This is a genomic window from Bradyrhizobium sp. USDA3010 (assembly GCF_056429065.1).
Map to the genome: position 1 here is coordinate 34558 of NZ_JBWJZD010000013.1, position 25729 is coordinate 60286.

24 protein-coding genes are annotated in these 25729 nt (G+C 65.4%); 10 read left to right on the forward strand and 14 right to left on the reverse strand.

Going from position 1 to position 25729, the window contains the following annotated elements; all coding sequences use genetic code 11:
• Window positions 1-171 precede the first annotated feature (171 nt).
• Complete coding sequence (ligD, locus tag AC066Y_RS20795; RefSeq protein ID WP_478275500.1) at window positions 172-2802, reverse strand: DNA ligase D; 2631 nt, start codon at window positions 2800-2802, stop codon at window positions 172-174.
• Between the two features lie 124 nt (window positions 2803-2926).
• Between ligD and ku the strand changes: the two genes are divergently transcribed.
• Window positions 2927-3814 carry a non-homologous end joining protein Ku gene (gene ku, locus AC066Y_RS20800; protein WP_478275501.1) on the forward strand — a complete coding sequence of 296 codons (888 nt, stop codon included), beginning with the start codon at window positions 2927-2929 and terminating at the stop codon, window positions 3812-3814.
• A gap of 115 nt (window positions 3815-3929) precedes the next feature.
• Here the strand turns inward: ku and AC066Y_RS20805 are convergent, their stop codons facing one another.
• From AC066Y_RS20805 to AC066Y_RS20835, 7 genes are all read right to left on the reverse strand, one after another.
• On the reverse strand, window positions 3930-4169 hold the full coding sequence (locus AC066Y_RS20805) for a DUF6496 domain-containing protein (protein WP_478275502.1): 240 nt from the start codon (window positions 4167-4169) through the stop codon (window positions 3930-3932).
• Window positions 4170-4331: 162 nt separating this feature from the next.
• Window positions 4332-5021, reverse strand: a complete 690-nt coding sequence (locus tag AC066Y_RS20810; RefSeq protein ID WP_478275503.1) for a response regulator — start codon at window positions 5019-5021, stop codon at window positions 4332-4334.
• Window positions 5018-7729, reverse strand: coding sequence for a DUF4118 domain-containing protein (locus AC066Y_RS20815; protein ID WP_478275504.1), 2712 nt, complete (start codon window positions 7727-7729; stop codon window positions 5018-5020). Before AC066Y_RS20815 ends, AC066Y_RS20810 begins: the two co-directional genes overlap by 4 nt.
• A 39-nt stretch (window positions 7730-7768) precedes the next feature.
• On the reverse strand, window positions 7769-8374 hold the full coding sequence (locus tag AC066Y_RS20820; RefSeq protein WP_478275505.1) for a K(+)-transporting ATPase subunit C: 606 nt from the start codon (window positions 8372-8374) through the stop codon (window positions 7769-7771).
• A gap of 113 nt (window positions 8375-8487) precedes the next feature.
• Window positions 8488-10599, reverse strand: coding sequence for a potassium-transporting ATPase subunit KdpB (kdpB, locus tag AC066Y_RS20825; protein ID WP_478275506.1), 2112 nt, complete (start codon window positions 10597-10599; stop codon window positions 8488-8490).
• 24 nt (window positions 10600-10623) lie between these two features.
• The gene (kdpA, locus tag AC066Y_RS20830) at window positions 10624-12327 is read right to left on the reverse strand and encodes a potassium-transporting ATPase subunit KdpA (protein ID WP_478275507.1); all 1704 of its coding nucleotides are present in this window, start codon (window positions 12325-12327) and stop codon (window positions 10624-10626) included.
• Window positions 12328-12446: 119 nt separating this feature from the next.
• Window positions 12447-12536 (reverse strand): K(+)-transporting ATPase subunit F, encoded by a 90-nt coding sequence (locus AC066Y_RS20835; RefSeq protein WP_016846764.1) that lies wholly within the window; start codon window positions 12534-12536, stop codon window positions 12447-12449.
• 418 nt (window positions 12537-12954) lie between these two features.
• Between AC066Y_RS20835 and AC066Y_RS20840 the strand changes: the two genes are divergently transcribed.
• From AC066Y_RS20840 to AC066Y_RS20865, 6 genes are all read left to right on the forward strand, one after another.
• Window positions 12955-13419, forward strand: a complete 465-nt coding sequence (locus tag AC066Y_RS20840) for a hypothetical protein (RefSeq protein WP_478275508.1) — start codon at window positions 12955-12957, stop codon at window positions 13417-13419.
• Between the two features lie 13 nt (window positions 13420-13432).
• Window positions 13433-13708: a hypothetical protein gene (locus tag AC066Y_RS20845; RefSeq protein ID WP_478275509.1), complete on the forward strand. Its 276-nt coding sequence runs from the start codon at window positions 13433-13435 to the stop codon at window positions 13706-13708.
• A gap of 114 nt (window positions 13709-13822) precedes the next feature.
• Window positions 13823-14077, forward strand: coding sequence for a hypothetical protein (locus AC066Y_RS20850; protein ID WP_171947704.1), 255 nt, complete (start codon window positions 13823-13825; stop codon window positions 14075-14077).
• 12 nt (window positions 14078-14089) lie between these two features.
• Window positions 14090-15031, forward strand: a complete 942-nt coding sequence (gene dapA, locus AC066Y_RS20855) for a 4-hydroxy-tetrahydrodipicolinate synthase (protein ID WP_478275510.1) — start codon at window positions 14090-14092, stop codon at window positions 15029-15031.
• Between the two features lie 119 nt (window positions 15032-15150).
• Complete coding sequence (locus tag AC066Y_RS20860; protein ID WP_478275511.1) at window positions 15151-16548, forward strand: NfeD family protein; 1398 nt, start codon at window positions 15151-15153, stop codon at window positions 16546-16548.
• A complete protein-coding gene (locus AC066Y_RS20865; RefSeq protein WP_478275512.1) occupies window positions 16545-17306 on the forward strand; it encodes a slipin family protein in 762 nt (253 codons plus the stop codon). The genes AC066Y_RS20860 and AC066Y_RS20865 overlap by 4 nt, the downstream gene beginning before the upstream one ends.
• Window positions 17307-17315: 9 nt before the next feature.
• Here AC066Y_RS20865 and AC066Y_RS20870 read toward each other — a convergent pair whose 3' ends face one another.
• Both AC066Y_RS20870 and AC066Y_RS20875 read right to left on the reverse strand, forming a co-directional pair.
• Window positions 17316-17480: a hypothetical protein gene (locus AC066Y_RS20870; protein ID WP_171947520.1), complete on the reverse strand. Its 165-nt coding sequence runs from the start codon at window positions 17478-17480 to the stop codon at window positions 17316-17318.
• A 1-nt stretch (window position 17481) separates the two neighbouring features.
• Window positions 17482-17757 carry a hypothetical protein gene (locus tag AC066Y_RS20875; protein WP_092116213.1) on the reverse strand — a complete coding sequence of 92 codons (276 nt, stop codon included), beginning with the start codon at window positions 17755-17757 and terminating at the stop codon, window positions 17482-17484.
• Between the two features lie 264 nt (window positions 17758-18021).
• On the opposite strand from AC066Y_RS20875, the gene corA reads away from it, so the two are divergent.
• The 3 genes from corA to lon all read left to right on the forward strand — a co-directional run bounded on the left by corA (window position 18022) and on the right by lon (window position 22011).
• The gene (corA, locus tag AC066Y_RS20880) at window positions 18022-19038 is read left to right on the forward strand and encodes a magnesium/cobalt transporter CorA (RefSeq protein WP_478275513.1); all 1017 of its coding nucleotides are present in this window, start codon (window positions 18022-18024) and stop codon (window positions 19036-19038) included.
• A gap of 178 nt (window positions 19039-19216) precedes the next feature.
• Window positions 19217-19624, forward strand: coding sequence for an Hsp20/alpha crystallin family protein (locus AC066Y_RS20885; RefSeq protein ID WP_092116215.1), 408 nt, complete (start codon window positions 19217-19219; stop codon window positions 19622-19624).
• 11 nt (window positions 19625-19635) lie between these two features.
• Window positions 19636-22011, forward strand: coding sequence for an endopeptidase La (gene lon, locus AC066Y_RS20890; protein ID WP_478275514.1), 2376 nt, complete (start codon window positions 19636-19638; stop codon window positions 22009-22011).
• Window positions 22012-22320: 309 nt separating this feature from the next.
• Here the strand turns inward: lon and AC066Y_RS20895 are convergent, their stop codons facing one another.
• From AC066Y_RS20895 to mobB, 4 genes are all read right to left on the reverse strand, one after another.
• Window positions 22321-22599: a hypothetical protein gene (locus AC066Y_RS20895; RefSeq protein WP_478275515.1), complete on the reverse strand. Its 279-nt coding sequence runs from the start codon at window positions 22597-22599 to the stop codon at window positions 22321-22323.
• A gap of 89 nt (window positions 22600-22688) precedes the next feature.
• Window positions 22689-24341 (reverse strand): OFA family MFS transporter, encoded by a 1653-nt coding sequence (locus AC066Y_RS20900; RefSeq protein WP_478275516.1) that lies wholly within the window; start codon window positions 24339-24341, stop codon window positions 22689-22691.
• A gap of 334 nt (window positions 24342-24675) precedes the next feature.
• A complete protein-coding gene (locus AC066Y_RS20905; protein ID WP_478275517.1) occupies window positions 24676-24945 on the reverse strand; it encodes a sulfurtransferase TusA family protein in 270 nt (89 codons plus the stop codon).
• 21 nt (window positions 24946-24966) lie between these two features.
• Complete coding sequence (gene mobB / locus AC066Y_RS20910) at window positions 24967-25512, reverse strand: molybdopterin-guanine dinucleotide biosynthesis protein B (RefSeq protein WP_478275518.1); 546 nt, start codon at window positions 25510-25512, stop codon at window positions 24967-24969.
• Window positions 25513-25729: the final 217 nt, after the last annotated feature.

The window sequence follows — 25729 nt, forward strand, 5'->3', positions numbered from 1 at the left end:
GGACGCGTGTTGCGCACTATCCGCATCAACAACTGTCATCACCCGCGAAAGCGGGTGATCCAGTATTCCAGAGGCGCTCGTGATTGAATGGATCAACCGCGGCGTACTGGATACCCCGCTTTCGCGAGGTATGACGGCTAAGCCAGCGGCACAAGCTTGCCTAAACGTTTGCTACTCGGCCGCGAGCTTCTTCATCGCCGCCTTGATCGACGAGGCCGCATCCTCATAGCCGCCCCACGCCTTGCTCTTCGCAAGCAGCGCCGGCACCGACCGCACCGTGTATTTCTTCGGATCGAGGTCGCCGCGCACCTGGGTCCAGGTCAGCGGCATCGACACCGTCGCGCCGGGCCGCGCCCGCGGCGACAGCACCGCGACCGCCGTCGAAAGCCGGTCGTTGCGCAGATAGTCGAGGAAGATCTTTCCGGTGCGCTTGGCCTTTGACATGTTGATCAGATAGCGCTCGGGGTCATCCTGCGCCATCCATTGGCAGATCGCCTGCGCGAACGCCTTGGCTTCCTTCCAGGTCACTCTGTCCTTAGCACCTGCGAGCAGCGGCGCCACGACATGAAGGCCCTTGCCGCCGGTGGTCTTGCAGAAGCTCTCCAGACCGACCGTCGTCAGCCGCTGGCGCATGTCCTTGGCCGCGTCGATCACGTCGGAGAACGCGACGTCGGGCGCGGGATCGAGATCGAACACCAGCCGGCCCGGCGTGTCATAGGCATCGGGCGCGCAATTCCAGGGATGCAGCTCGAGGCCGCCGAGCTGCGCGACCGCCGCGAGGCCCTCGACCTGGTCGATCTGCAGATAGGGTTTGCGGTCGCCGGAGACCTTGGCGAGCTTCAGGAGCTTCGACGTGCCGGCCATCGCATGGCGCTGGAAGAACGTCTCGCCCTTGATGCCATCGGGGGCGCGCACGATCGAGCACGGCCGGCCCTTGAGGTAGGAGATCATCCATGCGCCGACCGCCTCGAAGTAATTGGCGAGATCGAGCTTGGTCACCGGCTCGCCGTCGCCGGCATCCGGCCACAACGCCTTGTCGGGGTGGGAGATGGCGACGCCCATCACCTCGCTGGATTTTCCTTTGGCCATCGGCTTCACCACTCTGGTTACGACCGGCCGCTCGGCCTCGACCTCATGCGCCGGCTTGTCCTGGCGCAGGCCCTTGAAGGCCGCCTGGCGGATATTGCCGGCGTCGGTCCAGCCGGCGAACTCGATCTCGGCGACCAGCTCCGGCTTCAGCCAGTGCACGTCGCGGGTCTTCTTCGGCGCATCCTTGCCGCCGAACGGGCTGGTGTCGGACGCTGCCGCCTTCAGCGCCGGCATGATGCGACGGACCGTGTCCTGGCCGAAGCCGGTGCCGACGATGCCGACAAAGGCCAGATGATCGCCGCGATAGACGCCCGCCATCAGCGAGCGGAATTTGCCGTTGGTGGTCTTCCAGCCGCCGATCACCACCTCATGGCCGGCGCGGATTTTCGCCTTGGTCCAGTCGTCGGAACGGCCGGAGCGATAGGCGCCGTCGAGCCGCTTGGAGACGACGCCTTCCAGCCCGAGCTTGCGCGCGGAATCCAGCACGGCCTCGCCGCGCTCCTCGAAATGCTCGACATAGCGGATCAGCGTGCCCTTGCGCGCGGCGAGCAGCGCCTGCAGCCGCGCCTTGCGCTCGGTGAGCGGCAGCGGGCGCAGATCCTCGTTGCCGGCGAACAGCAGGTCGAACGCATAGAAGATCAGCTGGTCGGTCTTGCCGTCGGACAGCGCCGCCTGCAGCGCCGAAAAATGGGGGATACCGTTCTCGTCGAGCGCGACGATCTCGCCGTCGATCAGGGCATCCGGCAGCTTGCCGGCCTCCTTCACGATCGCGTCGAACTTGTCGGTCCAGTCGAGCCCTTTGCGGGTCCTCACCACGGCCTTGCCGTCCTCGATGCGAAGCTGCACGCGGTAACCATCGAATTTGATCTCGTGGCACCAGCCCGCGCCATTGGGCGGACTCTCGACCACGGCGCAGAGCTGCGGCGAAACGAAGTCCGGCATCTCCGCCACCTGCTTCGGTTGCGCTTTCGTCCTCGCCTTCAATTGCGCTTTCAATTTTTCTTGGGGCGCCGGCGCCTTGGTCCTGGCGCGCGCGCCGGCGGCCATGCCGTGATTGGACTGCCAGACCGCATCCGCTTTGACCTTACCCTTACCCTTGCCCTTCGCCAGCATGAACGGCTTTGGTGCCCGGCCCTTGCCGGCCGCGATCTCTGCCATCGAGCGGCCGGAGGCGACCGAGCGGTCCTCGCCCAGCACCGCGTCGCCGTTGCCGTCCACAGCGTATTCATCGCGATGCTTGATCAACAGCCAGTTGGTGCGCTTGCCGCCGAAGCGGTCGTTCTTCATCCGCACCAGCACCCAGCTGCCATGCAGCTTGTCGCCGTGCAGCGTGAACTTCAGGTCGCCCTTCTTGAAGCCGCGTTCGGGATCGTCCGATTCCCAGGTGCCGCGATCCCAGAGCTGCACCGTGCCGCCGCCATACTGGCCTTCCGGAATGGTGCCTTCGAAGTCGCCATAGTCGAGCGGATGGTCCTCGACCTCGACTGCCAGCCGCTTGTCATGCGGATCGAGCGAGGGTCCGCGTGTCACCGCCCAGGACCTGAAGACGCCGTCGAACTCCAGCCTGAAATCATAGTGCAGCCGCGTCGCGTCATGCTTCTGGATGACGAAGCGCCGCTGCTTGCCGGGCGCCACCTTGACGTCGCCCGACGGCTCATTGGTCTTCTCGAAGTCGCGCTTCTTGCGATAGGTGGTGAGATTTCTCAGCGACACGTGATTTCTCAGCGACACATCCAGGCCTCGGCGCAAACCACGGCCGCCGTCCCGGTGCGGCCATCAGGAACCAAAACCTACGGTATCCGTTCAAGTTCCAAACTCAAGCTGTTTGGAGACGACCATGGCCGCTCCCCGCGCCTACTGGAAAGGCACGCTCAAACTCTCGCTGGTGTCGTGCCCCGTGGCGCTTTACCCGGCCTCGACCACGGTCGAGAAGACCCGCTTCCACATGATCAACCGGGAGACCGGCAACCGGCTGAAGCAGCAGATGGTCGATACCGAGACCGGCGACGTCGTCGAGGGCGACCAGAAGGGCCGCGGTTACGAGGTCACCAAGGGCAAATATGTCGAGATCGATAAGGACGAGCTCGATGCGGTCCAGATCGAAAGCAACCACACCATCGACATCGATAGCTTTGTGCCCGAGGGCGAGATCGACAAGCGCTATCTCGACCACCCCTATTACATCAGGCCGGACGGCAAGGCCGGCGTCGACGCATTCGCGGTGATCCGCGACGCCATGAAGGACCAGGACCGCGTCGCGCTGGCGCGCATCGTGCTGACCAATCGCGAGCACGTGATCGCGATCGAGCCGCTCGACAAGGGCATGCTAGGAACCACCCTGCGCTACCCTTACGAGGTCCGCGATGCCGGCGACTATTTCGACGATATCAAGAGCCCGAAGGTGACCAAGGACATGATAGAGCTCGCCGGCCACATCCTCGAGAGCAAGGCCGCGCATTTCGATCCGTCGAAATTCAAGGACGAGTACGAGACCGCGCTGAAGGCGCTGGTCCGCCGCAAGGCCGCCGGCAAGCCGATCAAGGCGGCCGCGCGCGAGGAGAAGCCGAGCAATGTGGTGAACCTGATGGACGCGCTGAAGCAGAGCCTGAAGGACCGAAAAGGTGGCGCACGGCGCTCGGGCCCCGCCGCACGGCGCCCGGCCTCGCACCGCCGTCCTACCAAGAAGGCACACCGGTCAAGTGCGCGGTCACGGAAGGCGGGGTAAGCCCTCTCCGCGTCATTGCGAGGAGCGAAGCGACGAAGCAATCCATCTTTCCGCAGACGTGGACAGATGGATTGCTTCGCTTCGCTCGCAATGACGACAGGATACGTTTGGCGTCCTACTTCTTCTTCGAGCTCTTCCGCTTCTTCGACGTCTTGCGCGTCTTCGCCTTCTTCTTGGACGCCTTCTTCGGCACCTTCCGTCCCTTGGCGCGGGCCTCTGACAGACCGATCGCGATCGCCTGCTTGCGGCTCGTCACCTTTTTCTTGGAGCGGCCGCTGCGCAGTGTGCCGGCCTTGCGCTTCTTCATCACACGCTCGACATCGCTTGATGCCTTTCGCGAGTATTTTCTTGCCATGGCTTCTCTCCCGGTAACGGAAAACAAGCCTCGATCGGGATGAAAGTTCCGACCATGTCGTCGCCCGGCTCGACCGGGCGACCCAGTATTCCAGAGACGCCAATGGTTGAGCGGAGAAGCCGCGGCGTACTGGATGCCCCGCTTGAAGCGGGGCATGACAGGTCAGTCCGCCGCGCGCAGCCGATAGCCGATGCCGGTCTCGGTCAGCACGAATTGCGGACGCTCGGGGTCTGCCTCGATCTTCTGGCGGAGCTGGCGCACATAGACGCGCAGATATTGCGCGTCGGTCAGCTCGTCCCACAATTCCTTCAGGAGAAAGCGGTGGGTCAGCACCTTGCCGGCATGCTGCACCAGCACGCGCAGGAGATCATACTCCTTCGGTGACAGCTTGATCTCCCTGTCGCCGACCTTGACGATCCGGCGCACCAGATCGACCGAGAGATCGCCGGAGCGGAACACCGGCCGCTCGCCCTGCACCTGCAACTGGTGGCGCAGCGCCGCGCGCAGCCGCGCCAGCAATTCGTCCATGCCGAACGGCTTGGTCAGGTAGTCGTCCGCGCCGAGGTCGAGCGCCTGCACCTTGCCGGCCTCGTCGCCGCGGCTCGACAGCACCACGATCGGCACGCTCTCGTTGCGGCCGCGGATCATGCGCAAGAGATCGTGGCCCTGGATGTCGGGCAATCCGAGATCGAGGATGATCAGTGCCGGCCCCTCGTCCAGCATCTCCAGCGCGTTTCTGCCGTTGGAGGCTTCAAGAATGTCGTAGCCCTGCGTGCTCAGCCCCATCCGCAGCAGCTTGCGGATCGGCGGTTCGTCATCGATGACTAGGACCTTAATCGGCGTCGCGTTCATGCGGCGGTGTCCAGCGCGTTGGTGTCGGCCGGGATCGGCAGGCGGATGGTGATGACGGCGCCGCTCCGGTCGGAGCGATTGGCCGCCGCGATCCTGCCGCGCATCGCCTCGACGAAGCCGCGCGAGATCGCAAGGCCGAGGCCGGTGCCGGGGCGGACATGGTCGCCCTTCTCGGCGCGGTAGAACTTGTCGAACACGCTTTCGAGCTCGCCGGCCGGAATGCCGTCGCCCTCGTCGAGGACCTGCAGCGCAATGGTGTCGCGGTCGCGCGCGCCGCGGATCGAGATCGTGGTATCCCAGGGGGCGTATTTGGCGGCATTGTCGAGCAGGTTGAACAGCACCTGCTCGAACAGCACCGCGTCGAGCTCCAGCATCGGCAGGTCGGCCGCGAGCTCCAGAGACACCCGGTGATGCACCAATATCTTGGCAGCGCGGCGCAGCGCGCTGCCGACGATCTCGCTGACATCGTGTCGCGCGGTATTCGGCACGATCGCGCCGGATTCCAGCTTGGTCATGTCCAAGAGATTGGCGATGAAGCGATTCAGCCGCTCGGACTCGTCGATCACGGTCGCCAGCAGATCATGCTTCTGGGCATCGCTCAGGCTCGCGCCGAGATCGCGCAGCGCCGAGGCCGAGCCGAGCACCGAGGCGAGCGGCGTCTTGAGGTCGTGCGAGATCGAGGTCAAGAGCGCGCCACGCAGCCGATCGGACTCGACCGTGCGCTTGACGCGATCCATGTCCTCGACCAGCAGCACGCGCTCGATCGCCAGCGCGCCCTGGTCGACCAGCGCGTCGAGCAGCCGACGCTGGTCCGGCGTCAACAGCGGCCCGGTGCGGTCGTCGTCGATGCCGATCACGCCGATCGGGCCGCGGCCGGTGCGCATCGGCAGGAACAAGCGCTTGCCGCCCGGCAGCGTGTCGGAGCCGCGGCCGGCCGGGCGATCGTTGTCCCAGGCCCAGTTGGCGGCGGCGAGATCGGCCTGATCGAGCTGGTCCTCCGGCGGATAGCCGCTCTTGACGGTCAGCATGCCGTCCTCCGGCAGCAGCAGCACCACGCGCACCTTCAGCATCAGGGCGATCTGGTAGGCGGTTGCCCACAACACATCGTCGAGCGTCGCGGTGCCGGCGAGCTTGCGGCTGAACGCATAGAGCGACTCGGTGGTGCGGACGCGGCCGATCGCGGTGTCGGCCTGCACGCGCACCCGCGCCGCGACGTTGGAGACCAGAAGCGCGATCAGCATGAAGAAGAAGAACGCAGCGACGTTGGTCGGGTCGGTGATGGTGAAGGTGTAGACCGGCGGCAGGAAGAAGAAATTGTAGCACAGCGAGGCCGCGACGCTGGCCAAGAGCGACGGCCACAGGCCGTAGCGCGCCGCCGCGCCGACCACGGCGGTGATGAAGACGAGGTCGACATTCTCGATGCCGAAGAACGGCTGGATCAGCTTGGCCGCGCCGAGCCCGATGGCCGTCAGCAGCAGCGCCATCAGATAGGGCCGCGGGTTGAACGGCTCCTGCCGCTGCGCGGTCTGCACCGCCGCCTTGCCGACCGGCAGCTCGTCGCCGGCGATCACGTTGACGCTGATATTGCCGGCGCGGCGCACCAGATCGTGCACCACCGAGCCGCGCGTCAGCTCGAACCAGCGCGAGCGCGTCGACTTGCCGATGATGATCTGGGTGACGTTGTTGGCCTGGGCGAAATTGATGACGTCGTCGGCGATGCGGCGGCCGACGCCGGGAATGGTCAGCGCCTCGCCGCCGAGTGACTCGGCTAGCCGCATGGTGTCGGCCAGCCGGTCGCGCTGCTCGTCGCTCAGTTGCAGGCTGCGGCGGGTCTCGATGCTGATGGCGGTCCATTGCGCATGCAGCCGGTCAGCCAGACGCTTGGTGTAGCGCACGAGGCCGGCCGCGCGCGGATCCTCGCTCAGGCACACCAGGATGCGCTCGCCGGCGGCCCAGGGCCCCTGGATGGCATTGGCCTGCATGTGGGTGAGCAGCTGTTCGTCGACCCGCTCGGCGGTACGGCGCAGTGCGAGCTCACGCAGCGCGGTGAGATTGCCCGGCGAGAAATAGTGCTCCAGCGCCCGCTCGGCCTGTTTGGGCACATAGACCTTGCCCTCCTTCAGCCGCTGGATCAGGTCGTCGGGCGTGAGGTCGATCAGCTCGATGGCATCGGCGCGATCGACCACCGAGTCGGGGACGGTCTCGCGCACCCGCACATGGGTGATCTGCGCGACGACGTCGTTGAGGCTCTCGATGTGCTGGATGTTGATCGCGGTATAGACGTCGATGCCGTGCGACAGCAATTCCTCGACATCGAGATAGCGCTTGGGATGCCGGCTGCCCGGCGCATTGGTATGTGCGAGCTCGTCGACCAGCGCGAGCTGCGGCCGCCGCGCGATCAGGGCGTCGAGGTCCATCTCCTCGAGCGTCTGGTCGCGATAGGCCAACCGCTTCCGCGGTATGACCTCAAGGCCCTTCAGCAGTGCCTCGGTCTCCGCCCGTCCGTGGGTTTCAACGACACCGACCACGACGTCGACGCCCGCCTTGAGGCGGGCGTGGGCGCTTTGCAGCATCTCGTAGGTCTTGCCGACGCCGGGGGCGGCGCCGATGAAGATCTTCAGCCGCCCCGATCGATCGGTCTCCCGGCGCGCCGCTTCCAGCAACGCATCCGGCGAGGGTCGTTTATCGGGGTCACGCTGATTGGCCATACCGCAATATAGTCATCCTGCGAGAGCGGGCCTACTCCCCTATTTCGCCTTTGCCGCGTCGAGCGCCAGGTTGAGCGCAAGAACGTTAACGCGGGGCTCACCGATCACGCCGGCGAAGCGGCCCTGCGTGTTCTGCGTCACCAGCTCGCGCACCGCGTCCTCGGACATGCTGCGCGCCTTGGCCACCCGCGGCACCTGGAACAGCGCGGCGTCCGGCGAGATATCGGGATCGAGGCCGCTGGCCGAGGTGGTGACGAGATCGACCGGCACGTTGGCAGTCGGATTCTCCGCCTTCAGTTTCTCGACATCCTCCTTGACCCGGTCGTTCAGCGCCTTGCTGGTCGGGCCGAGGTTGGAGCCGCCGGAATTGGCCGCATTGTAGGGCGCCGGCACGGTCTTCGTGGAATCGTTCGGATCGGGCGCGACCGTCGCCGACGGCCGGCCGTGGAAGTATTTATCCTCCTTGAACTCCTGCCCGATCAGGGCGGAGCCGATCACCTTGCCGTTCCTCTCGATCAGGCTGCCTTGCGCCTGCTTCGGAAAGATGACGCCGGCGATCGCCGTCATGGCGAGCGGATAGGCAAGGCCCGTGATCGCGGTCAGCAGGACCAGCACGAGGATGGCGGGGCGGATTTCTCTAAGCATTGTAGGTCTCCTCAGTCTGCTTCGTCATTGCGAGCGAAGCGAAGCAATCCACGGTTCAGCACGGGGATCGATGGATTGCTTCGTCGCTTCGCTCCTCGCAATGACGGTTGTGGTTACGCGAGGCCAAGGGCGGCGACGATGAGGTCGATCGCCTTGATACCGATGAACGGGATGATGATGCCGCCGAGACCGTAGATCATCAGGTTGCGGCTGAGCAGCGCGCCGGCACCGACGGCGCGATACTTGACGCCCTTCAGCGCCAAGGGAATCAGCGCGATGATGATCAGCGCGTTGAAGATGATCGCCGACAGGATCGCGCTTTGCGGGCTCGCCAGGTGCATGATGTTCAGCACCTGAAGCTGCGGATAGAATGCGAGGAACATCGCCGGGATGATCGCAAAGTACTTTGCGACGTCGTTGGCGATCGAGAACGTGGTCAGCGCGCCGCGGGTCATCAGGAGCTGCTTGCCGATCTCGACCACCTCGATCAGCTTGGTCGGGTTGGAGTCGAGGTCGACCATGTTGCCGGCCTCGCGGGCCGCCTGCGTGCCGGTGTTCATGGCGACGCCGACATCGGCCTGCGCGAGCGCCGGCGCGTCGTTGGTGCCGTCGCCGCACATCGCGACCAGCTTGCCCTTGGACTGCTCGTCGCGGATCAGCTTGAGCTTGTCCTCCGGGGTTGCCTGCGCCAGGAAGTCATCGACGCCGGCCTCGGCCGCGATCGCGGCCGCGGTCATCGGGTTGTCGCCGGTGATCATCACGGTGCGGATGCCCATGCGGCGCAGCTCGGCAAAGCGCTCGCGGATGCCGCCCTTGACGATGTCCTTGAGGTGCACGACGCCGAGCAGCTTGCCGTCCTTGGCGACCGCCAGCGGCGTGCCGCCCGCCTTGGCGATCTCGTCGGCAATCGACTGGATCTCGCGCGCCTCGGCGCTCATCGTCGCCGCGACCGCACGGACGGTGTTGCCCGATGCGACGGTGCGGGGCGAACCGCCGTCGACATAGGCGAGGATGGCGTCGACCGCGCCCTTGCGGACCGACGAGGTGCCGGCATCGATGCCGCTCATGCGGGTCTGCGCCGTGAACGGCACGAAGGTCGCGGCAAGCTCGTGCATGTCGCGGCCGCGGATGCCGTATTTCTCCTTGGCGAGCACCACGATCGAGCGGCCCTCCGGGGTTTCGTCGGCGAGCGAGGCGAGCTGCGCCGCGTCGGCGAGGTCCTGCTCGGAGACGCCACGGATCGGACGGAACGCGGTTGCCTGGCGGTTGCCGAGCGTGATGGTGCCGGTCTTGTCCAGCAGCAGCGTGTCGACGTCGCCGGCGGCTTCCACCGCGCGGCCGGACATCGCCAGCACGTTGAAGCGCACCAGGCGATCCATGCCGGCGATACCGATCGCCGACAGCAGCGCGCCGATCGTGGTCGGGATCAGCGTGACGAACAGCGCCACCAGCACCACGACCGAGATCGAGCCGCCGGCATAGGCCGCATAGCTCGGGATCGTCACCGTCGCGAACACGAAGATGATGGTGAGGCCCGCGAGCAGGATGTTGAGCGCGATCTCGTTCGGCGTCTTCTGCCGCTCGGCGCCCTCGACCAGTCTGATCATGCGGTCGATGAAGGTCGAGTCCTGCGCCGCGGTAATGCGGACGCGGATCCAGTCGGACAGCACCTGGGTGCCGCCGGTGACCGCCGAACGGTCGCCGCCGGACTCGCGGATAACAGGGGCGGACTCACCCGTGATCGCAGCTTCGTTGACCGAGGCAACGCCCTCGATCACCTCGCCGTCCGACGGGATGTTGTCGCCGGCCTCGACCAAGACGATATCGCCGACCTTCAGCGAGGTGCCGGGCACCATGCGATAGGTCCGGTCGGTGCCGGTGAGCAGCTTGGCCTGGCTCTCGGTGCGGGTCTTCTTCAGTGATTCCGCCTGCGCCTTGCCGCGGCCCTCGGCGACGGCTTCGGCGAAATTGGCGAACAGCACCGTGAACCAGAGCCAGAGGATGATCTGGAAGGTGAAGCCGAGGTTGGCGCCGCCGGTGACGAGATCGCGCACGAAGATGATTGTGGTCAATGCGGCCACCACCTCCACCACGAACATCACGGGGTTCTTCATCATCAGCCGTGGATCGAGCTTGACGAAAGCCGACCAGATCGCCGGCACCAGGATTTTCGGGTCGAGCATGGTCGACGCCGTCACCTGTTTCTGCAGTTTCATGGTTTCCATGGATGTCACTCCGGACGTATTCGATCAGAACAGGGTGTTGGCGTTCATCGCGAGGTGCTCGACAATCGGCCCGAGCGCGAGCGCCGGGAAGAAGGTCAGGCCGCCGATGATCAGGATCACGCCGATGACGAGGCCGACGAACAGCCCGCCAGTGGTCGGAAAGGTGCCCGCCGAGGCCGGGATCGACTTCTTCTCGACCAGCGATCCCGCGATCGCCATCGCCGGCACGATCATGAAGAAGCGGCCGACGAACATCGCCGAGGCGAGCGTGAGGTTATAAAACAGGGTGTTGCCGGTGAGGCCCGCGAAGGCCGAGCCGTTGTTGCCGGTCGAGGACGTGTAGGCATACAGCACCTCGGTGAAGCCGTGCGGGCCGGCATTGGCCATCGAGGCCACCGCCGACGGCAGCACCACACCGACCGCGGTCCAGCCGAGATACATCAGCGGCAGCACCAGGATCGCGAGCATCGCCATCTTGACCTCGCGCGCCTCGATCTTCTTGCCGACATATTCCGGCGTGCGGCCGACCATCAGGCCGGCGACGAAGATCGCCAGCACGACGAACAGCAGCATGCCGTAGAAGCCGGCGCCGACGCCACCGACAATGATCTCGCCGAGTTGCATGTTGATCAACGGGATCATGCCGCCGAGCGCGGTGAAGCTGTCATGCATGGCGTTGACCGCGCCGCAGGAGGCCGCAGTGGTGATCACGGCGAACAGCGAGGACGCGACGATGCCGAAGCGGACCTCCTTGCCCTCCATGTTGCCACCGGTGAGACCCAATGCCTGCAGCGCGGAGGTTCCGTTGGCTTCCGCCCAATAGGTGACGGTGACGCCGGCAACGAACAGGATGCCCATCACGGCCAGGATCGCCCAGCCCTGGCGCTGGTTGCCGACCATACGGCCGAACACGTTGGTCAGCGCAGCGCCGAGCGCGAAGATCGAGATCATCTGCACCAGGTTCGACAGCGCGGTCGGATTCTCGAACGGATGCGCGGCGTTGGCGTTGAAGAAGCCGCCGCCATTGGTGCCGAGCATCTTGATCGCAACCTGCGAGGCCACCGGCCCGAGCGCGATGGTCTGCTTGCCGCCCTCCAGCGTGGTGGCGTCGACATAGGCGCCGAGGGTCTGCGGCATGCCCTGCCAGACCAGGAACAGCGCATAGACGATGCAGATCGGCAGCAGGACATAGAGCGTGCAGCGCGTGACATCGACCCAGAAATTGCCGACCGTGCGCATCGACGAACGGGTGAAGCCGCGGATCAGCGCCATTGCCAGCGCGATGCCGGTCGCCGCCGACAGGAAGTTCTGGTGGGTCAGGCCGAGCATCTGGACCAGATAGGACAGCGTGCTCTCACCGCCGTAGTTCTGCCAGTTGGTGTTGGTGATGAAGGAGATCGCGGTGTTGAAGGAGAGATCCTCCGCAACCGCCGTCTGGCCGGCCGGGTTGAACGGCAGCACCGCCTGCAGCCGCATCAGGCCGTAAATGAGAGCGAAGCCGCCGACATGGAACAGCAGCATGGCGACCGTATAGGTCAGCCAGTGCTGCTCGCGCCGCTCGTCGACGCCGCCGACCCAGTAGATGCCGCGCTCGACCGGGCGCAGCACGGGTGAGAGGAAGGTGCGCTCGCCGTTGAACACGCGGGTCATGTACCAGCCGAGCGGTTTGACCAGCGCGACCACGATCGCGCAGAACAGAATAATTTGAATCCAACCGATGACGGTCATTGCGTCAAACCTTTCGAATGGGTGCGAAGCGCAGCAGCGACGCGAACACGCCGAGCAACAGCCCGGTCAGCACCGCGTCGGCCAACAGAATTGTGCAAAGCGCTGACATCGCGGGACGCCTAGAAGCGTTCGGGCCGCAGCAGTGCGTAGGTGAGGTAGAACAGCAGGCCGAGCGAGACGAGGCCGGCGAGCGAGTAATCGAAGATCATCGCCGCCTCCCTTAAAGCCGTTCGCAGGCGTAGGCATAACCGATGCCGGCCGCGAAGAAGCCGATCGCGAGCGCCGCCATGAGAATGTCCATCATGTGAGACTCCTATGCATCCGAGGGGCGCGGGACGACCGTATAAGCGCTCCGCGCCGGATGACCGTGAGGTGCCATCCGAGGCATAGGTTTTCGAGATGTGACGCATAAGGACGTTATAGGAATCCTATAAAGGCCTAAGTGCTGCCAACGCTCTCAGCCGTCGTCCCGGCGAAGGCCGGGACGACGCATAATCCTTTATGGAATCCCTATATCTCCGCCCCTCGCCTCATCTCGTTTTCAAATGGCCATCAGGCCATTTTGGGCCTGCGGCCAATGCCTTGAGCCTGGCTTTCTTGGGCCGCGCCTTCGACGAGATGACGCCCATGTCCGTGCTATCCCAAAACACCTCCGCCGACCTCGGCGACCGGCTGCGCGATGCCTATACTGTCACCGCCGAGTTCATGGCCGACATCATCAGCCAGACCTGCCGGCGCTTTCCCTCGGTCGGACAGAGCGGCAAGACCTCCCGTGTCGAGCACCTGATCCAGTCCGGCGCCTGGACCGACGCCGCGATCGCGCTGCTCGATCTCGAGCTGCCGCAATGGCAGATCCGCCGCCTGGTCTATGACGAGGGCGAGTGGTACTGCGCGTTGTCGCGCGAACGCGAGTTGCCCGACTGGCTCGACCAATCGATCGAGGCCCACCATGCGGACCTCGCGCTCGCGATCCTCAGCGCCTTCGTCGAGGCGCAGCGGATCACGACACCCGAGAACCGCACCAGCGTGCCCACCGTCCGTCGCGGCATCAGCTCGCTCTACGAGCCGATGCTCGTCGACAATATCGGCTGATGGCGGCGCCGTCGTGAACGCAAAGCAACTGCCGCAGCAGCTGCAGTCGGTCCAGGTCATGGTCCGGTTCGGTTTCCGGCTTGCCATCATGATCGGATTCGCCGTCTTCGCGGGCGCAGGCTTCGGCAGAGGCCTCGTCACGCTGCTCTGGATGTCGGCGCTGATCTGCGCGCTCGCTGGCCTCGTCAAGCGCGAGATGCCGTTCGCGACAAACCTCAATCACTGGGACGAGATGACCGCCTATGTCGCGCTGTGCGCGCTCGGCACCGGCATCGTCCAGCACATCTAAGCCACCCCCTCAAATCCTATGCCGCTCCTATGAAGTCGGCCGTCCGCCGCGCTCGATTTCATATCCGGCAAAACAGACATTGAACGCGTGACTTCCACCTGAAGGACTATCACTGTGAAACTCGTCGAACCTCCCTCGTGTAGCGCTGTGTCCACCATTGTCTTCATCGGCCGCAATCACCGCGGCCAGTGGGTCGCCCAGCAGCAAAACGGCCTCTATGGCGGCCTGTTCGTCAACCGCGCCCAGGCCGTCAAATACGCGCTGTTCGAGAACGGCCAGCACCCCGAAATGATCGTCGAGCTGTCGCGCGAACTCGAGCTCGATATGCGCGGCGAGACCGCAAGCCTCCCCACCATCCGCGTGGCCTGAGCCACTCACCTCATGACTGCGAAAGTCACTTTGAAAACGGCTGCGAAGGCGGATTCGGCGGCATGGCTGTCGGGCTTCATCCCCGACCTTCCAACCCCCTTCAACCACCGGGACGAACTCGACACCGAGGCGTTCGGCCGGCTCTGCGAGCGTCAGATCGCGGCCGGCGCCACGGCGCTGGTGGTCGGCGAGACCGCGGGTGAAAGCTCGACGCTTCAGCCTGCGGAGCGCGCGCAGCTGGTTCACATCGCGGCCCGTGTCGCGCGCAAGCGGGTCCGCATCATCGCCGGCGCCGGGTCGAACGCGACGGATCGCGCCGTCACGTTCACGCAGGCCGCGGAGGCGGCCGGCGCCGACGCCATCATGTCGGTCGTGCCCTATTACAACAAGCCGATGCCGCGGGGCATGGCGGCGCATTTCCGCGCCGTCGCCGCGGCCACGACACTGCCCGTGATCCTGCACGACATCCCGTCGCGGACGGTGAAGGGCCTCGCGGACGAGACGCTGCTGGAGCTGGCGCACACCCCGCGCATCATTGGCCTCCGAGATGGCAGCAGCGATGTCGCCCGCCTCAGGCGCCTGCGTCCACGCCTGCCAGCGACATTCCGGATGCTGACCGGCGACGACACCATGTCGCTCGCCTATATGGCCGCCGGCGGTGATGGCTGCATCTCGTCGGTCTCGAATGTCGCGCCCGATCTGTGCGTGGCAGTGGTCCGGCATCTGCGTGAAGGCCGGTTGTATCAGGCGCGCGAGCTGCATCAGCGGCTGGTGCCGCTCGCGACGCTGCTGGAGCGCGAGCACCCCGCCGCCCTGAAATTCGCACTGGCGCTGCTGGGGTTCATGCAGCCGGCGACGCGGCTGCCGATCGTTCAGCTCAACGGACCAGCGAAGGCCGAGATCGCGCAGGCAATGACCGAAATCGCCGACGAATATCTGGCCGTCGCGCACTGAGCGTGCCACAACGCAGGCCATCGCAACGCACAATGGAGTCCGCCCACCACGTCCGTGACACCGCGCCATATTGAGGTTCCGGAACGGCATCCCATATCCACGGCAAGGGAGTGCTTGCCGTGCAGACCTTCAAGGCGGCTCTCGTTGTGGCGATCGCCCTGGTCGCTCTGGTTGTTTCCATTGGTCCCGGTACGGCCGCGGACAACAACCGTCTTGCCCTGACCATTTCAATCGACGGAGCGATCGGGCCGGCATCGGCCAGCTACGTCAGGGACGGCCTGGCGAAGGCCGCCGAGCGGCACGCCGAGATCGTCATTCTGCGCCTGAATACGCCGGGCGGTCTCAGCAGCAGCATGCGCGAGATCATCACCGACGTGCTGGCCTCGCCCGTTCCCGTCATCGGCTATGTTGCGCCCTCCGGCGCCCATGCCGCGAGCGCCGGGACCTACATTCTCTATGCGACCCATCTCGCAGCCATGGCGCCCGGCACCAATATCGGCGCCGCGACGCCGGTGCAGATCGGCGGCCCGCTGCCGGGTCTGCCGGGCAGCACCCCGGACAAGGACGGCAAGGACCAGAAGGACGGCGGCAACCCGTCCACGACCAAGGATACCATGACGGCGAAGGTGACGAACGATGCCGTTGCCTTCATCCGCAGCCTCGCCGAGCTGCGCGGCCGCAATGCCGACTGGGCCGAGAAGGCGGTCCGCGACGCCGCCACCCTCTCCGCCAACGCCGCGCTGCAGGCCCATGTCATCGAGTTCACCTCGCATGATCCGGCCGACCTGCTCAAGCAGATCGACGGCCGGACAGTGGAGCTCGCCGGCGGCAAGACCCAACGACTGGCCACCAAAGATGCCGTGATCGAAGCCATCGATCCCAATTGGATCTCGCGCGTGCTTGCGGTGATCACCGACCCCAACATCGCATTCGTTCTCCTGATGGTTGGCATCTACGGCCTGATCTTCGAGTTCATGTCGCCAGGCGCCGTGGCGCCCGGAGTTGTCGGCACGATCTGCCTGCTGCTCGGGCTCTACGCGCTGAACATGCTGCCGATCAACTATGCGGGCTTCGCCTTGATGCTGGTCGGGATGGCGCTACTCGCGATCGAAGCCTTCAACCCGACCGTCGTGATCGGCCTCGGAGGCATCGTCGCCTTTGTGCTGGGAGCCGCCATGCTGTTTCGGATCGAGGCGCCCGGATACCAGCTGTCATGGCCGCTCATCGGCATCGTCGCGGCGATGTTCGCAGGCCTCATTCTGGTGGTGCTCGGGGCGCTGCGCCGCGCGCGCAACGGTCCGCTCCGGACAGGTGCGCAAGCCATGCGCGGGCTACCGGCCGAGGTGCTCGACTGGTCCGAGACCACGGGTCACGTCTTCACCAATGGTGAACGCTGGCAGGCGCGCGGCACCGAGACATTCAAGGCGGGAGAGACGGTCGAGGTGGCCAACATCGTCGATTTGACGCTGGTGGTACGGCGTGCGCCGGTTTCCGCCGGCGAAGGAGGTACAGCATGATGCTTGATTATTTCACCTATGCGGCGGTCGTTCTGCTCGTCATCATCTTCCTGACCCAGGCCGTGCGCGTGCTGCGCGAATACGAGCGCGGCGTCATCTTCACGCTCGGCCGCTTCACCGGAGTGAAGGGCCCGGGGCTCATCATCCTGATTCCGGTGGTGCAGCAGATCGTGAAGGTCGACCTCAGGGTGATGGTGCAGGTGGTGCCGCCGCAGGACGTGATTTCCCGCGACAACGTCTCGGTCAAGGTCAACGCCGTCCTCTACTTCCGCATCGTCGACCCCGAGCGCGCCATCATCAAGGTCGGCGACTACATGGCTGCGACCAGCCAGCTTGCCCAGACCACGCTGCGCTCGGTGCTTGGCAAGCACGAGCTCGACGAGATGCTGGCGGAACGCGACAAATTGAACGCCGATATCCAGGAAACCCTCGACAAGCAGACCGACGTCTGGGGCATCAAGGTCACCGCGGTCGAGATCAAGGATATCGATCTCAACGAAACCATGGTGCGGGCGATCGCCAAGCAGGCCGAGGCGGAACGGTTGCGGCGAGCCAAGGTGATCAACGCCATGGGCGAGCAGCAGGCCGCCGAGAAGCTGGTCGAGGCCGGCCGGATCCTCGCCCAGGAGCCGCAGGCGATGCAGCTCCGCTATTTCGCCGCGCTGCATGACATCGCCGGCGAACGCTCATCGACCGTGGTCTTCCCGCTCCCGATGAACCTGCTCGATTACCTGAAGCCGCGCGGTGGAACGACGTAATCCGGTTTGCTAGTGCCCGTGATGCTTGGCCCGCCACGCCGGACCCGGGCCGCGCATATAATGCGCCTCGGGCCGGTAGCCGCTGATCGGCTCCTCGCCGATCCAGGCGAGGAATTTGAGCATGCCTTCCGCGGCGCGGCGCAGCAGGGCAGCGATGAATGAAGCGGCGCGCATCTCAGTAATCCCACTTCTCGCCGAGCACGACCGGCGCCCGGGGATATTTCTCGGCATCGCCGCCGAGCATGCCGACATGGAGATGGCTGCGCGCCCAATCCTCGTGGCCGCGATGCAGCAACAGCTCATTGCGCAGCCGATGGATCTTGGCAGCCGCGATGGCGCGGTGAACAGTCCGGAACGCGAGACCGATCCGCCGGATGGTCCGCCGCAGCGTCGCCGGCATGGCACCGGCCGAGCCGTGCGGCCGGGCATCGTGTACATGGAGCAAGGTCATGTCCCACCTTCCTGGTAGGCGGCGCGCGAACGCACCGCGTCACGCCAGAGGATGCTGGGAAGGCCGTAGGAATTCGAGAGGACCCGCCGCGGTGCGGCATAGGCGCCGTATAAAGACCGGCCGCGCCGCCTGCTGTGACGGGGCGCCCCCGGACCGTCGGAACAGGACGGACCCGCGCGTGTTGACCAGCGCCCATTCGGTGCTAGCCTTTTGATCGTGAATTGTCGTCAAGCGGATTCGATAACCGCGTCGAGGGTGGAGATCATGAACCTCGCATCGCCAACTGTCGCAACCGCCGGGCCCGTCCACTCCGATGGCGTCATCGCGGCAGGAGTCTACGTCGAGGGACGACGCGTTGCCAATATCGCGATCGATGAAGCAGCGGACTGGCGCAACAGGCCGGATCACGTCGTGTGGATCGGCCTGCACGAGCCCGATATGGCAATACTCAGCAGCTTGCAGCGGCAATTCCAGCTGCACGACCTCGCCATCGAAGATGCGGATCACGCGCATCAGCGGCCGAAGATCGAGCAATACGGCGATGCGCTGTTCATCGTGGCCCGCACCGCGCAGCTCGACGGCGAAAGTATCGCATTCGGCGAGACGCATCTGTTCGTCGGCGAGGGATACATCGTCTCGGTCCGACATGGCGCCTCGACGTCCTACACGCGGGTCAGGGAGCGCTGCGAGAGCTGCCCGCGCGCGCTTGCCCGGGGCGAGGACTACATCCTCTATGCCATCCTCGATTTCATCGTCGACAACTACTCGCCGGTGCTCGAGACGATCCAGGACGAGGTCGAGGCGATGGAGGCGGAAGTGCTGGCGAGCGCGATGACGCGGGCGCAGATCGAGCGGCTCTATCTGTTGCGGCGGGATCTGCTGCGGCTGCGCAACGCGATTGGACCGCTGGTGGAAGTTTGCCGCAGGCTGGAGCGCGACGATCTGCCGATGGTGCGCGACACGATGCGGCCCCTGTTCCGCGACGTCACGGATCACGTCCGCACCATCCAGGAACGGATCGACTCGCTGCGCGAGGTGCTTGCCTTTGCGTTTGAAGCAAGCCTGCTGGTCGGTCAGGCGCAGGAAACGGCGATCTCCAAGAAGCTCGCCTCATGGCTGGCGATTGTTGCCGTGCCGACCGCCGTCGCCGGTATCTACGGAATGAATTTCAAGTACATACCGGAGCTACAATGGGAGTACAGCTATTTCGTCGTGATGGGCCTGATGCTGGCCGCATGCGCCGGGCTGTTCTGGCGATTCAGGCGTTCCGGCTGGCTGTAGGCGGCGATCCGAACATCGAGCCGGTCTGGTCTGGGCAAAGCACAGCGGCGCAGCGCGACCATGTGCAAATCGTCAACAACTTGGACAATTTTTCCCTCGAACGACCCCGCCCGAAGCCGGTTTACCGTCGGCGGCAAGACCGGTAACGTCGCCTCCCAATGCGACGTGGAGAGTGCCCATGCGGCCCAAGGATCAGACCAACTGGATGCTGACGGATGCGATCGAGGCGCTCGCCCGCGCCGAACGGTTGCACCAGAGCTTCCTCAATTTGCACCCGCGCGGGGAGGGCAGCGAGCCGAGCTGGGAACCGCCGATGGACGTGATCGAGACCGAGGAGGAAATCCTGATCCTGGTCGCGCTACCGGGGGTCGATCCCGACGAGGTCGAGGCCGCGCTCGACGGCGGCACGCTGGTGATCTCCGGCCGCCGCATCCTGCCCGCCGAGCTCCGCAACGCCCGCATCCTGCGCCTCGAGCTGCCGCAAGGCCGGTTCGAGCGCCGCATCGCGCTGCCGACCGGCCGCTACACCATCAGCCGCTTTGCCGCGCATGGTTGCGTCGGCCTGCGGCTCGGAAAATCGAGCTGAGGGATTTCGACATGGCTGCAACAGACGTCTCAAATCCGGCGAGCTCGGCGCCGATCCCGAGCGACGCAACGATCATCGTCCCGGTGCGCAATACCGTGCTATTTCCGGACGTCATCATCCCGATCACGATCGCGCGCGCGACCTCGATTGCCGCCGCCCAGCAGGCGGTGCGCGAGCAGCGGCCGATCGGCATCCTGCTGCAGCGTGATCCCGAGACCAACGATCCCGGCCCCGACGGGCTCTACCGGGTCGGCACCGTCGCCAACATCGTGCGCTACATCACCGGCGCCGACGACAGCCACCATCTGGTCTGCCAGGGCGTGCAGCGCATGCGCGTGCTCGACTATCTGCCCGGCACGCCGTTCCTCGCCGCCCGCGTGCTGCAGATCCCCGAGCCGACCACGACCTCGCCCGAGATCGAGGCGCGCTTCCTTAATCTGCAGCGCCAGGCGCTGGAGGCCGCGCAATTGCTGCCGCAGACGCCGCCCGAGTTGATCGCCGCGCTGCAGGGCACGACGTCGCCGGCGACGCTCGCCGACCTTGCGACCTCCTACATGGACATCAAGCCGGCGGAGAAGCAGGATATCCTGGAAACCGTCGACCTCGTGGCGCGGATGGACAAGGTCTCGCGGCATCTCGCCGAGCGCATCGAGGTGCTCAGGCTGAGCCAGGAGATCGGGCAGAAGACCAGGGCCGTGTTCGACGAGCGGCAGCGCGAGGCGATCCTGCGCGAGCAGATGGCGACCATCCAGCGCCAGCTCGGCGAAGGCGACGGCAAGGCCGCCGAAGTCGCCGAGCTGACCAAGGCGATTGCAGATGCCAAGATGCCGCCGGAGGCCGAGAGCCAGGCGCAGAAGGAATTGCGCCGCTACGAGCGGATGCCGGAGGCGGCGGCCGAGTCCGGCATGGTGCGCAGCTATCTCGACTGGCTGATCGACCTGCCCTGGAGCCTTCCGGAGGAAAAGCCGATCGACATCGCCGAGGCGCGCAAGATCCTCGACCAGGACCATTATGGCCTCGAGAAGATCAAGAGCCGCATCATCGAATATCTCGCGGTGCGCAAGCTCGCGCCCGGCGGCAAGGCGCCGATCCTCTGCTTCCTCGGACCGCCCGGCGTCGGCAAGACCTCGCTCGGCCAATCGATCGCGCGCGCGATGTCGCGGCCGTTCGTGCGTGTCAGCCTTGGCGGCGTGCATGACGAGGCCGAGATCCGCGGCCATCGCCGCACCTATATCGGCGCGCTGCCCGGCAACATCATCCAGGCGATCAAGAAGGCCGGCGCGCGCAATTGCGTGATGATGCTGGACGAGATCGACAAGATGGGCCGCGGCATCCAGGGCGATCCGTCGGCCGCGATGCTCGAAGTGCTCGACCCCGAGCAGAACGGCACCTTCCGCGACAATTACCTCGGCGTGCCGTTCGACCTCTCGCGCGTCGTCTTCATCGCCACCGCCAACATGCTCGACGGCGTCCCTGGCCCGCTGCTCGACCGCATGGAGCTGATCAGCCTCCCCGGCTACACCGAGGACGAAAAGCTCGAGATCGCCAAGCGCTATCTGGTGCGCCGCCAGCTCGAGGCCAACGGGATCAAGGCCGAGCAGGTCGAGATCGATCCGGACGCGCTGCGGCTGATCATCAAGAGCTACACCCGCGAGGCCGGCGTCCGCAATCTGGAGCGCGAGATCGGCAAGGTGCTGCGCAACGTCGCGGTGCAGATCGCCGATGGCAGCACCAGCCACGTCACCATCGCCCCGAAGGACATCGTCTCGCTGCTCGGCCAGCCCAGGTTCGAGAACGAGATCGCGATGCGCACCAGCATCCCGGGCGTTGCCACCGGGCTTGCCTGGACGCCGGTCGGCGGCGACATCCTGTTCATCGAGGCCTCGCGCACGCCGGGCCGCGGCGCGCTGATGATCACCGGACAGCTCGGCGACGTGATGCGCGAGAGCGTGCAGGCCGCGCTGACGCTGGTGAAGAGCCGCGCCTCCCAGCTCGGCATCGACCCCGCGGTGTTCGAGAAGAGCGACATCCACGTCCACGTTCCCGCCGGCGCCACGCCGAAGGACGGCCCGAGCGCGGGTGTCGCGATGTTCACCGCCCTCACCTCGCTGCTGACCGATCGCACCGTGCGCAGCGACACCGCGATGACCGGCGAGATCTCGCTGCGCGGCCTCGTGCTGCCGGTCGGCGGCATCAAGGAGAAGGTGGTCGCCGCCGCGGCCGCGGGCCTGACGCGCGTGATGCTGCCGGCGCGCAACAAGCGCGACTACGACGACATCCCCGCCGGCGCCCGCGCCAAGCTCGAGTTCATCTGGCTCGAACGCGTCGACGAGGCGATCGCCGCGGCGCTGGAGCCCGCCAAGGCAACCCCCGCCGCGGCGGAGTGATTGCTGCGCATCGAGCACCGCCCATGCGGCTCACCCCTCTCCCCAACCCTCCCCCGCAAGGGGGGAGGGAGCCTGACGAGCGTGCTCACCTCAGATGCAGATGGTCCCATTGGATCACTGGATGGACGACAATGATTGGTTTGTTCTCGCCGTTCACCGTCTCACGGCGCTAACGACCAACACAGCCCCGAACGTAAGGGAGTCACCGGCGGAAGGGTTCCCTCCCCCCTTGCGGGGGAGGGTTAGGGAGAGGGGTACCGCGCGGCGTACTCTCTCCGCTCAAGTTCAACGCATTGGAAGCGGTCGCGCTCAGCTCTTGGCCATGCAGTCCGAGATATAGAACCAGCGGTCGTCGCCGGTCAGTCCCTTCTGCTTCACCTCTTTGCGGCAGGCCTTGAGCTTGGGCTTGTTGGCGCGCCACTGCTCCTTCATGGCCTTCAATTTCTCCATCGTCAGCTTGATCTTCGACGGTTTGGCCGTGGTGGTGGCGGCCGGTGCCGGCGCGGTCGGCGCCGCGGTCTGGGCCGACGCGGCATGCAGCCCTACGGCGAGCAGCGCGGCGGCAAGGCAAATCCGGGTGCGAAACATTGAAATCCCCCAATCCGATTTCTGTTCAAGGAATAGAGCGAATGCCGCGGGCGCCGGGAATCGGCGGCCCGCGGCGATGATGGTCGCGATCAGAGGATTTTGACCGCGCTGAGCAGCGTCATGTAGATGCCCCAGGCCAGCGGAATGCCGACGAACAGCCAGAACAGCGCCGCCCTGCCGTCCAGACCGCCCTTGCCGATGCCGAACGATCCGGTCGCGCCGTTGCCGCCGGTCGCCGTCGCCGCCTGCAGCTTGGCCACCTCGGCGTCGCTCATGTGCCATTTCGGATCGACCGGCTTGATCAGATAGTTGCAGATGAAGCCGGCGATCAGCATGCCGCACAGGATGTACATCGTGGTGTTGTAGAGCTGGTCGCGCGGCACGCCGGCGGCAAGCTGGAATTCGCGAAGGTAGTTCACCACGACGGGACCGATGATGCCCGCGGTCGACCACGCCGTCAGCAGACGGCCATGGATCGCGCCGACGAACTGGGTGCCGAACATGTCGGCGAGATAGGCCGGCACCGTGGCGAAACCGCCGCCATACATCGACAGGATGATGCCGAAACCGAGCACGAACAGCAGCTTCGAGCCCATCGCGGCAAAGGTCGGCGCCAGTGCGTAGAGCACGATGCCGAGCACGAAGAACGTGTAATAGGTGTTCTTGCGGCCGATCTTGTCCGACAGCGACGCCCAGAAGAAACGGCCGCCGATGTTGAACAGCGACAGCAGGCCGGCAAAGCCGGCGGCGATCGCCGCGATCTGCGCCTTCTGCGAGGCATCGAGCGCGTTGAAGCCGATATTGGGCAGCCCGATCAGCTTGCCGGCGAAGATCTCCTGGAGCATCGGCGAGGCCATGCCGATCACGCCGATGCCGGCCGACACGTTCAGGCACAGCCCCCCCCAGATCAGCCAGAACTGTGGCGTCTTGTGCGCGTTGTCGAGATGAACGTTCTTGCTCGAGATCATTGCGTTGGCCTTCGCCGGCGGTGTCCAACCGTCCGGTTGCCAGCCGCTCGGCGGCAGGCGATAGCGGAACGCCCCGATCATCATGAACACGAAATAGATCGCGCCCATGGCGAGGAAAGTCTCCCAGACGCCGACCGAGGTCGGGGTCCTGAAATAATTCATCAGTCTGTCCGCGAGCGGCGCGCCGATCATGGCCCCGCCGCCGAAGCCCATGATCGCCATGCCGGTTGCCATGCCGCGCCGGTCAGGGAACCATTTCACCAGCGTCGACACCGGTGAGATGTAGCCGAGGCCGAGGCCGACGCCGCCGATCACGCCGGAGCCAAGCCACATCAGCCAGAGCTGGTGCGTGTACACGCCCAGCGCGCCGATCACGAGACCGCCGGCCCAGCACAGTGCTGCGACGAAGCCGGCCTTGCGCGGACCGACCTTCTCAAGCCAGCCGCCCCAGATCGCGGCGGAGACGCCGAGCAACACGAAGAACAGAGTGTACATCCACCCCAGGCTCGCGACCTTCCAGTCGCAGGTCGTCGTGAACAATTCCTGCACCAGCGAGATATCGGGGCACGCCTTCGGCGCGGTCAGCCCGATCGCCCGCGACAGCGGCAGCCAGAACACCGAGAAGCCATAGGCCATGCCGATGCACAGGTGGATGCACAGCGCCGCCGGCGGCACCAGCCAGCGGTTGAAGCCGGCGGTCGCGATCGTGTGTTCCTTGTCGAGGAAACCTGCACCTGCCGCGGATACGCGCGCGGCGCTGCTCACTGTGGTCATTGACTCCTCCCCTGCAGCCACCGTTGTCAGGCGCGTCTGCGTCTTCGATCCCGTCTCAACCCGGTCTCAGCCCTTTGCGGCCACCGTCAGGCGGCTGCTCCGCACATTTCCTCGATGCGCCGGGACCAACCACGCGCATTCCGCAAATGCTAACCCCCGATACGACTCGATATGCCCAGCCGTGCAGCCGGTGATCTGGATGCAGGCCGGCCGTCGTCCGTCGCTGTGCCCCACATCCGGGCACAGCTCTATCTCCGCAACCCGGCGGAGATTATCAATTCGCGCAGAATGGAAAATAGGTGTCGATTGGCAAAAGGTAGATATCAAGCCGGATCTAGCGCGTACGCGGCGCTGCAGCATTTGAATTGTCTATCGCTCCATTCGCCTTCTCGATCAGGAAAACGATCCGGACGTCGCTTCGTTCGGTGATCTCGACCCTGTCGCCGGTCTCCTGGATGAGCGCCGGGATATCGATCACCGAAAGCGGATCGGTGCAGTGCACTTCGAGGAAATCCCCCGCCGTCACGCTCTTGAGGGCCTTGCGCGTCTTCAGCGCGGGCAGCGGGCATTTCAGGCCGGTGAGATCGAGCTTTGTCGTGGTCATGGTTCGACCATGGCGAAGCCGTCATGCATCGTCAACGGCGGCACTTTCCGCCGCGGCCGAAGCCAGCACGTCGTCGACCGGAATAGCGGAGCGCAGCAACAGTTCGGCGACGTCCTCGATGTCGTCGAGATGCGCGACCGGCAGCCTGGTTTCGACCGCGACGTCGCTGGCGATCCCGACCACGCGCGGGTCGTCGGGGAACAGCAGCGGCTTGCCGTTGGCGGCGCGATACACCTCGATCTTGTTGACCGGCTCGCGCTTGAAGCCCTCGACCACGACCAGATCGACCTGCGCCATCTTGGCGAGCAGTTCCGGCAGCCGCGGCTCGCTGGCGCCGCGCAGCTCGTGCATCAGCGCCCAGCGCCGGGTCGAGGACACCAGCACCTCGGTCGCGCCGGCCTGCCGGTGCACCCAGGAGTCCTTGCCGGGAATGTCGACATCGAATTCGTGATGGGCGTGCTTGATCACGGAGACGCGCAAGGCCCGGCCCAGCAGATAGGGGATCACCCGCGACAGCAGCGTGGTTTTGCCGGCACCGCTCCAGCCCGCGAGGCCTATCACTTTCATTCGCAATCTCCGCAGACATATAACGTCCAATGCTGCTTATATCAGCCTTGACGCAATGTCATGCCAGCCCCGCCGGCGGATGGCGATCGATCAGGCCCCCAAGGGGATCGCCTTCGGAAACCCCTGGAGCAGCTGCGCCCACGGCAGCGCGAACGCGACCTGGCCGCCCCATAAGGGCAATATTAACGGCATTTGCCGTACCAGTTCTCCCGATCAA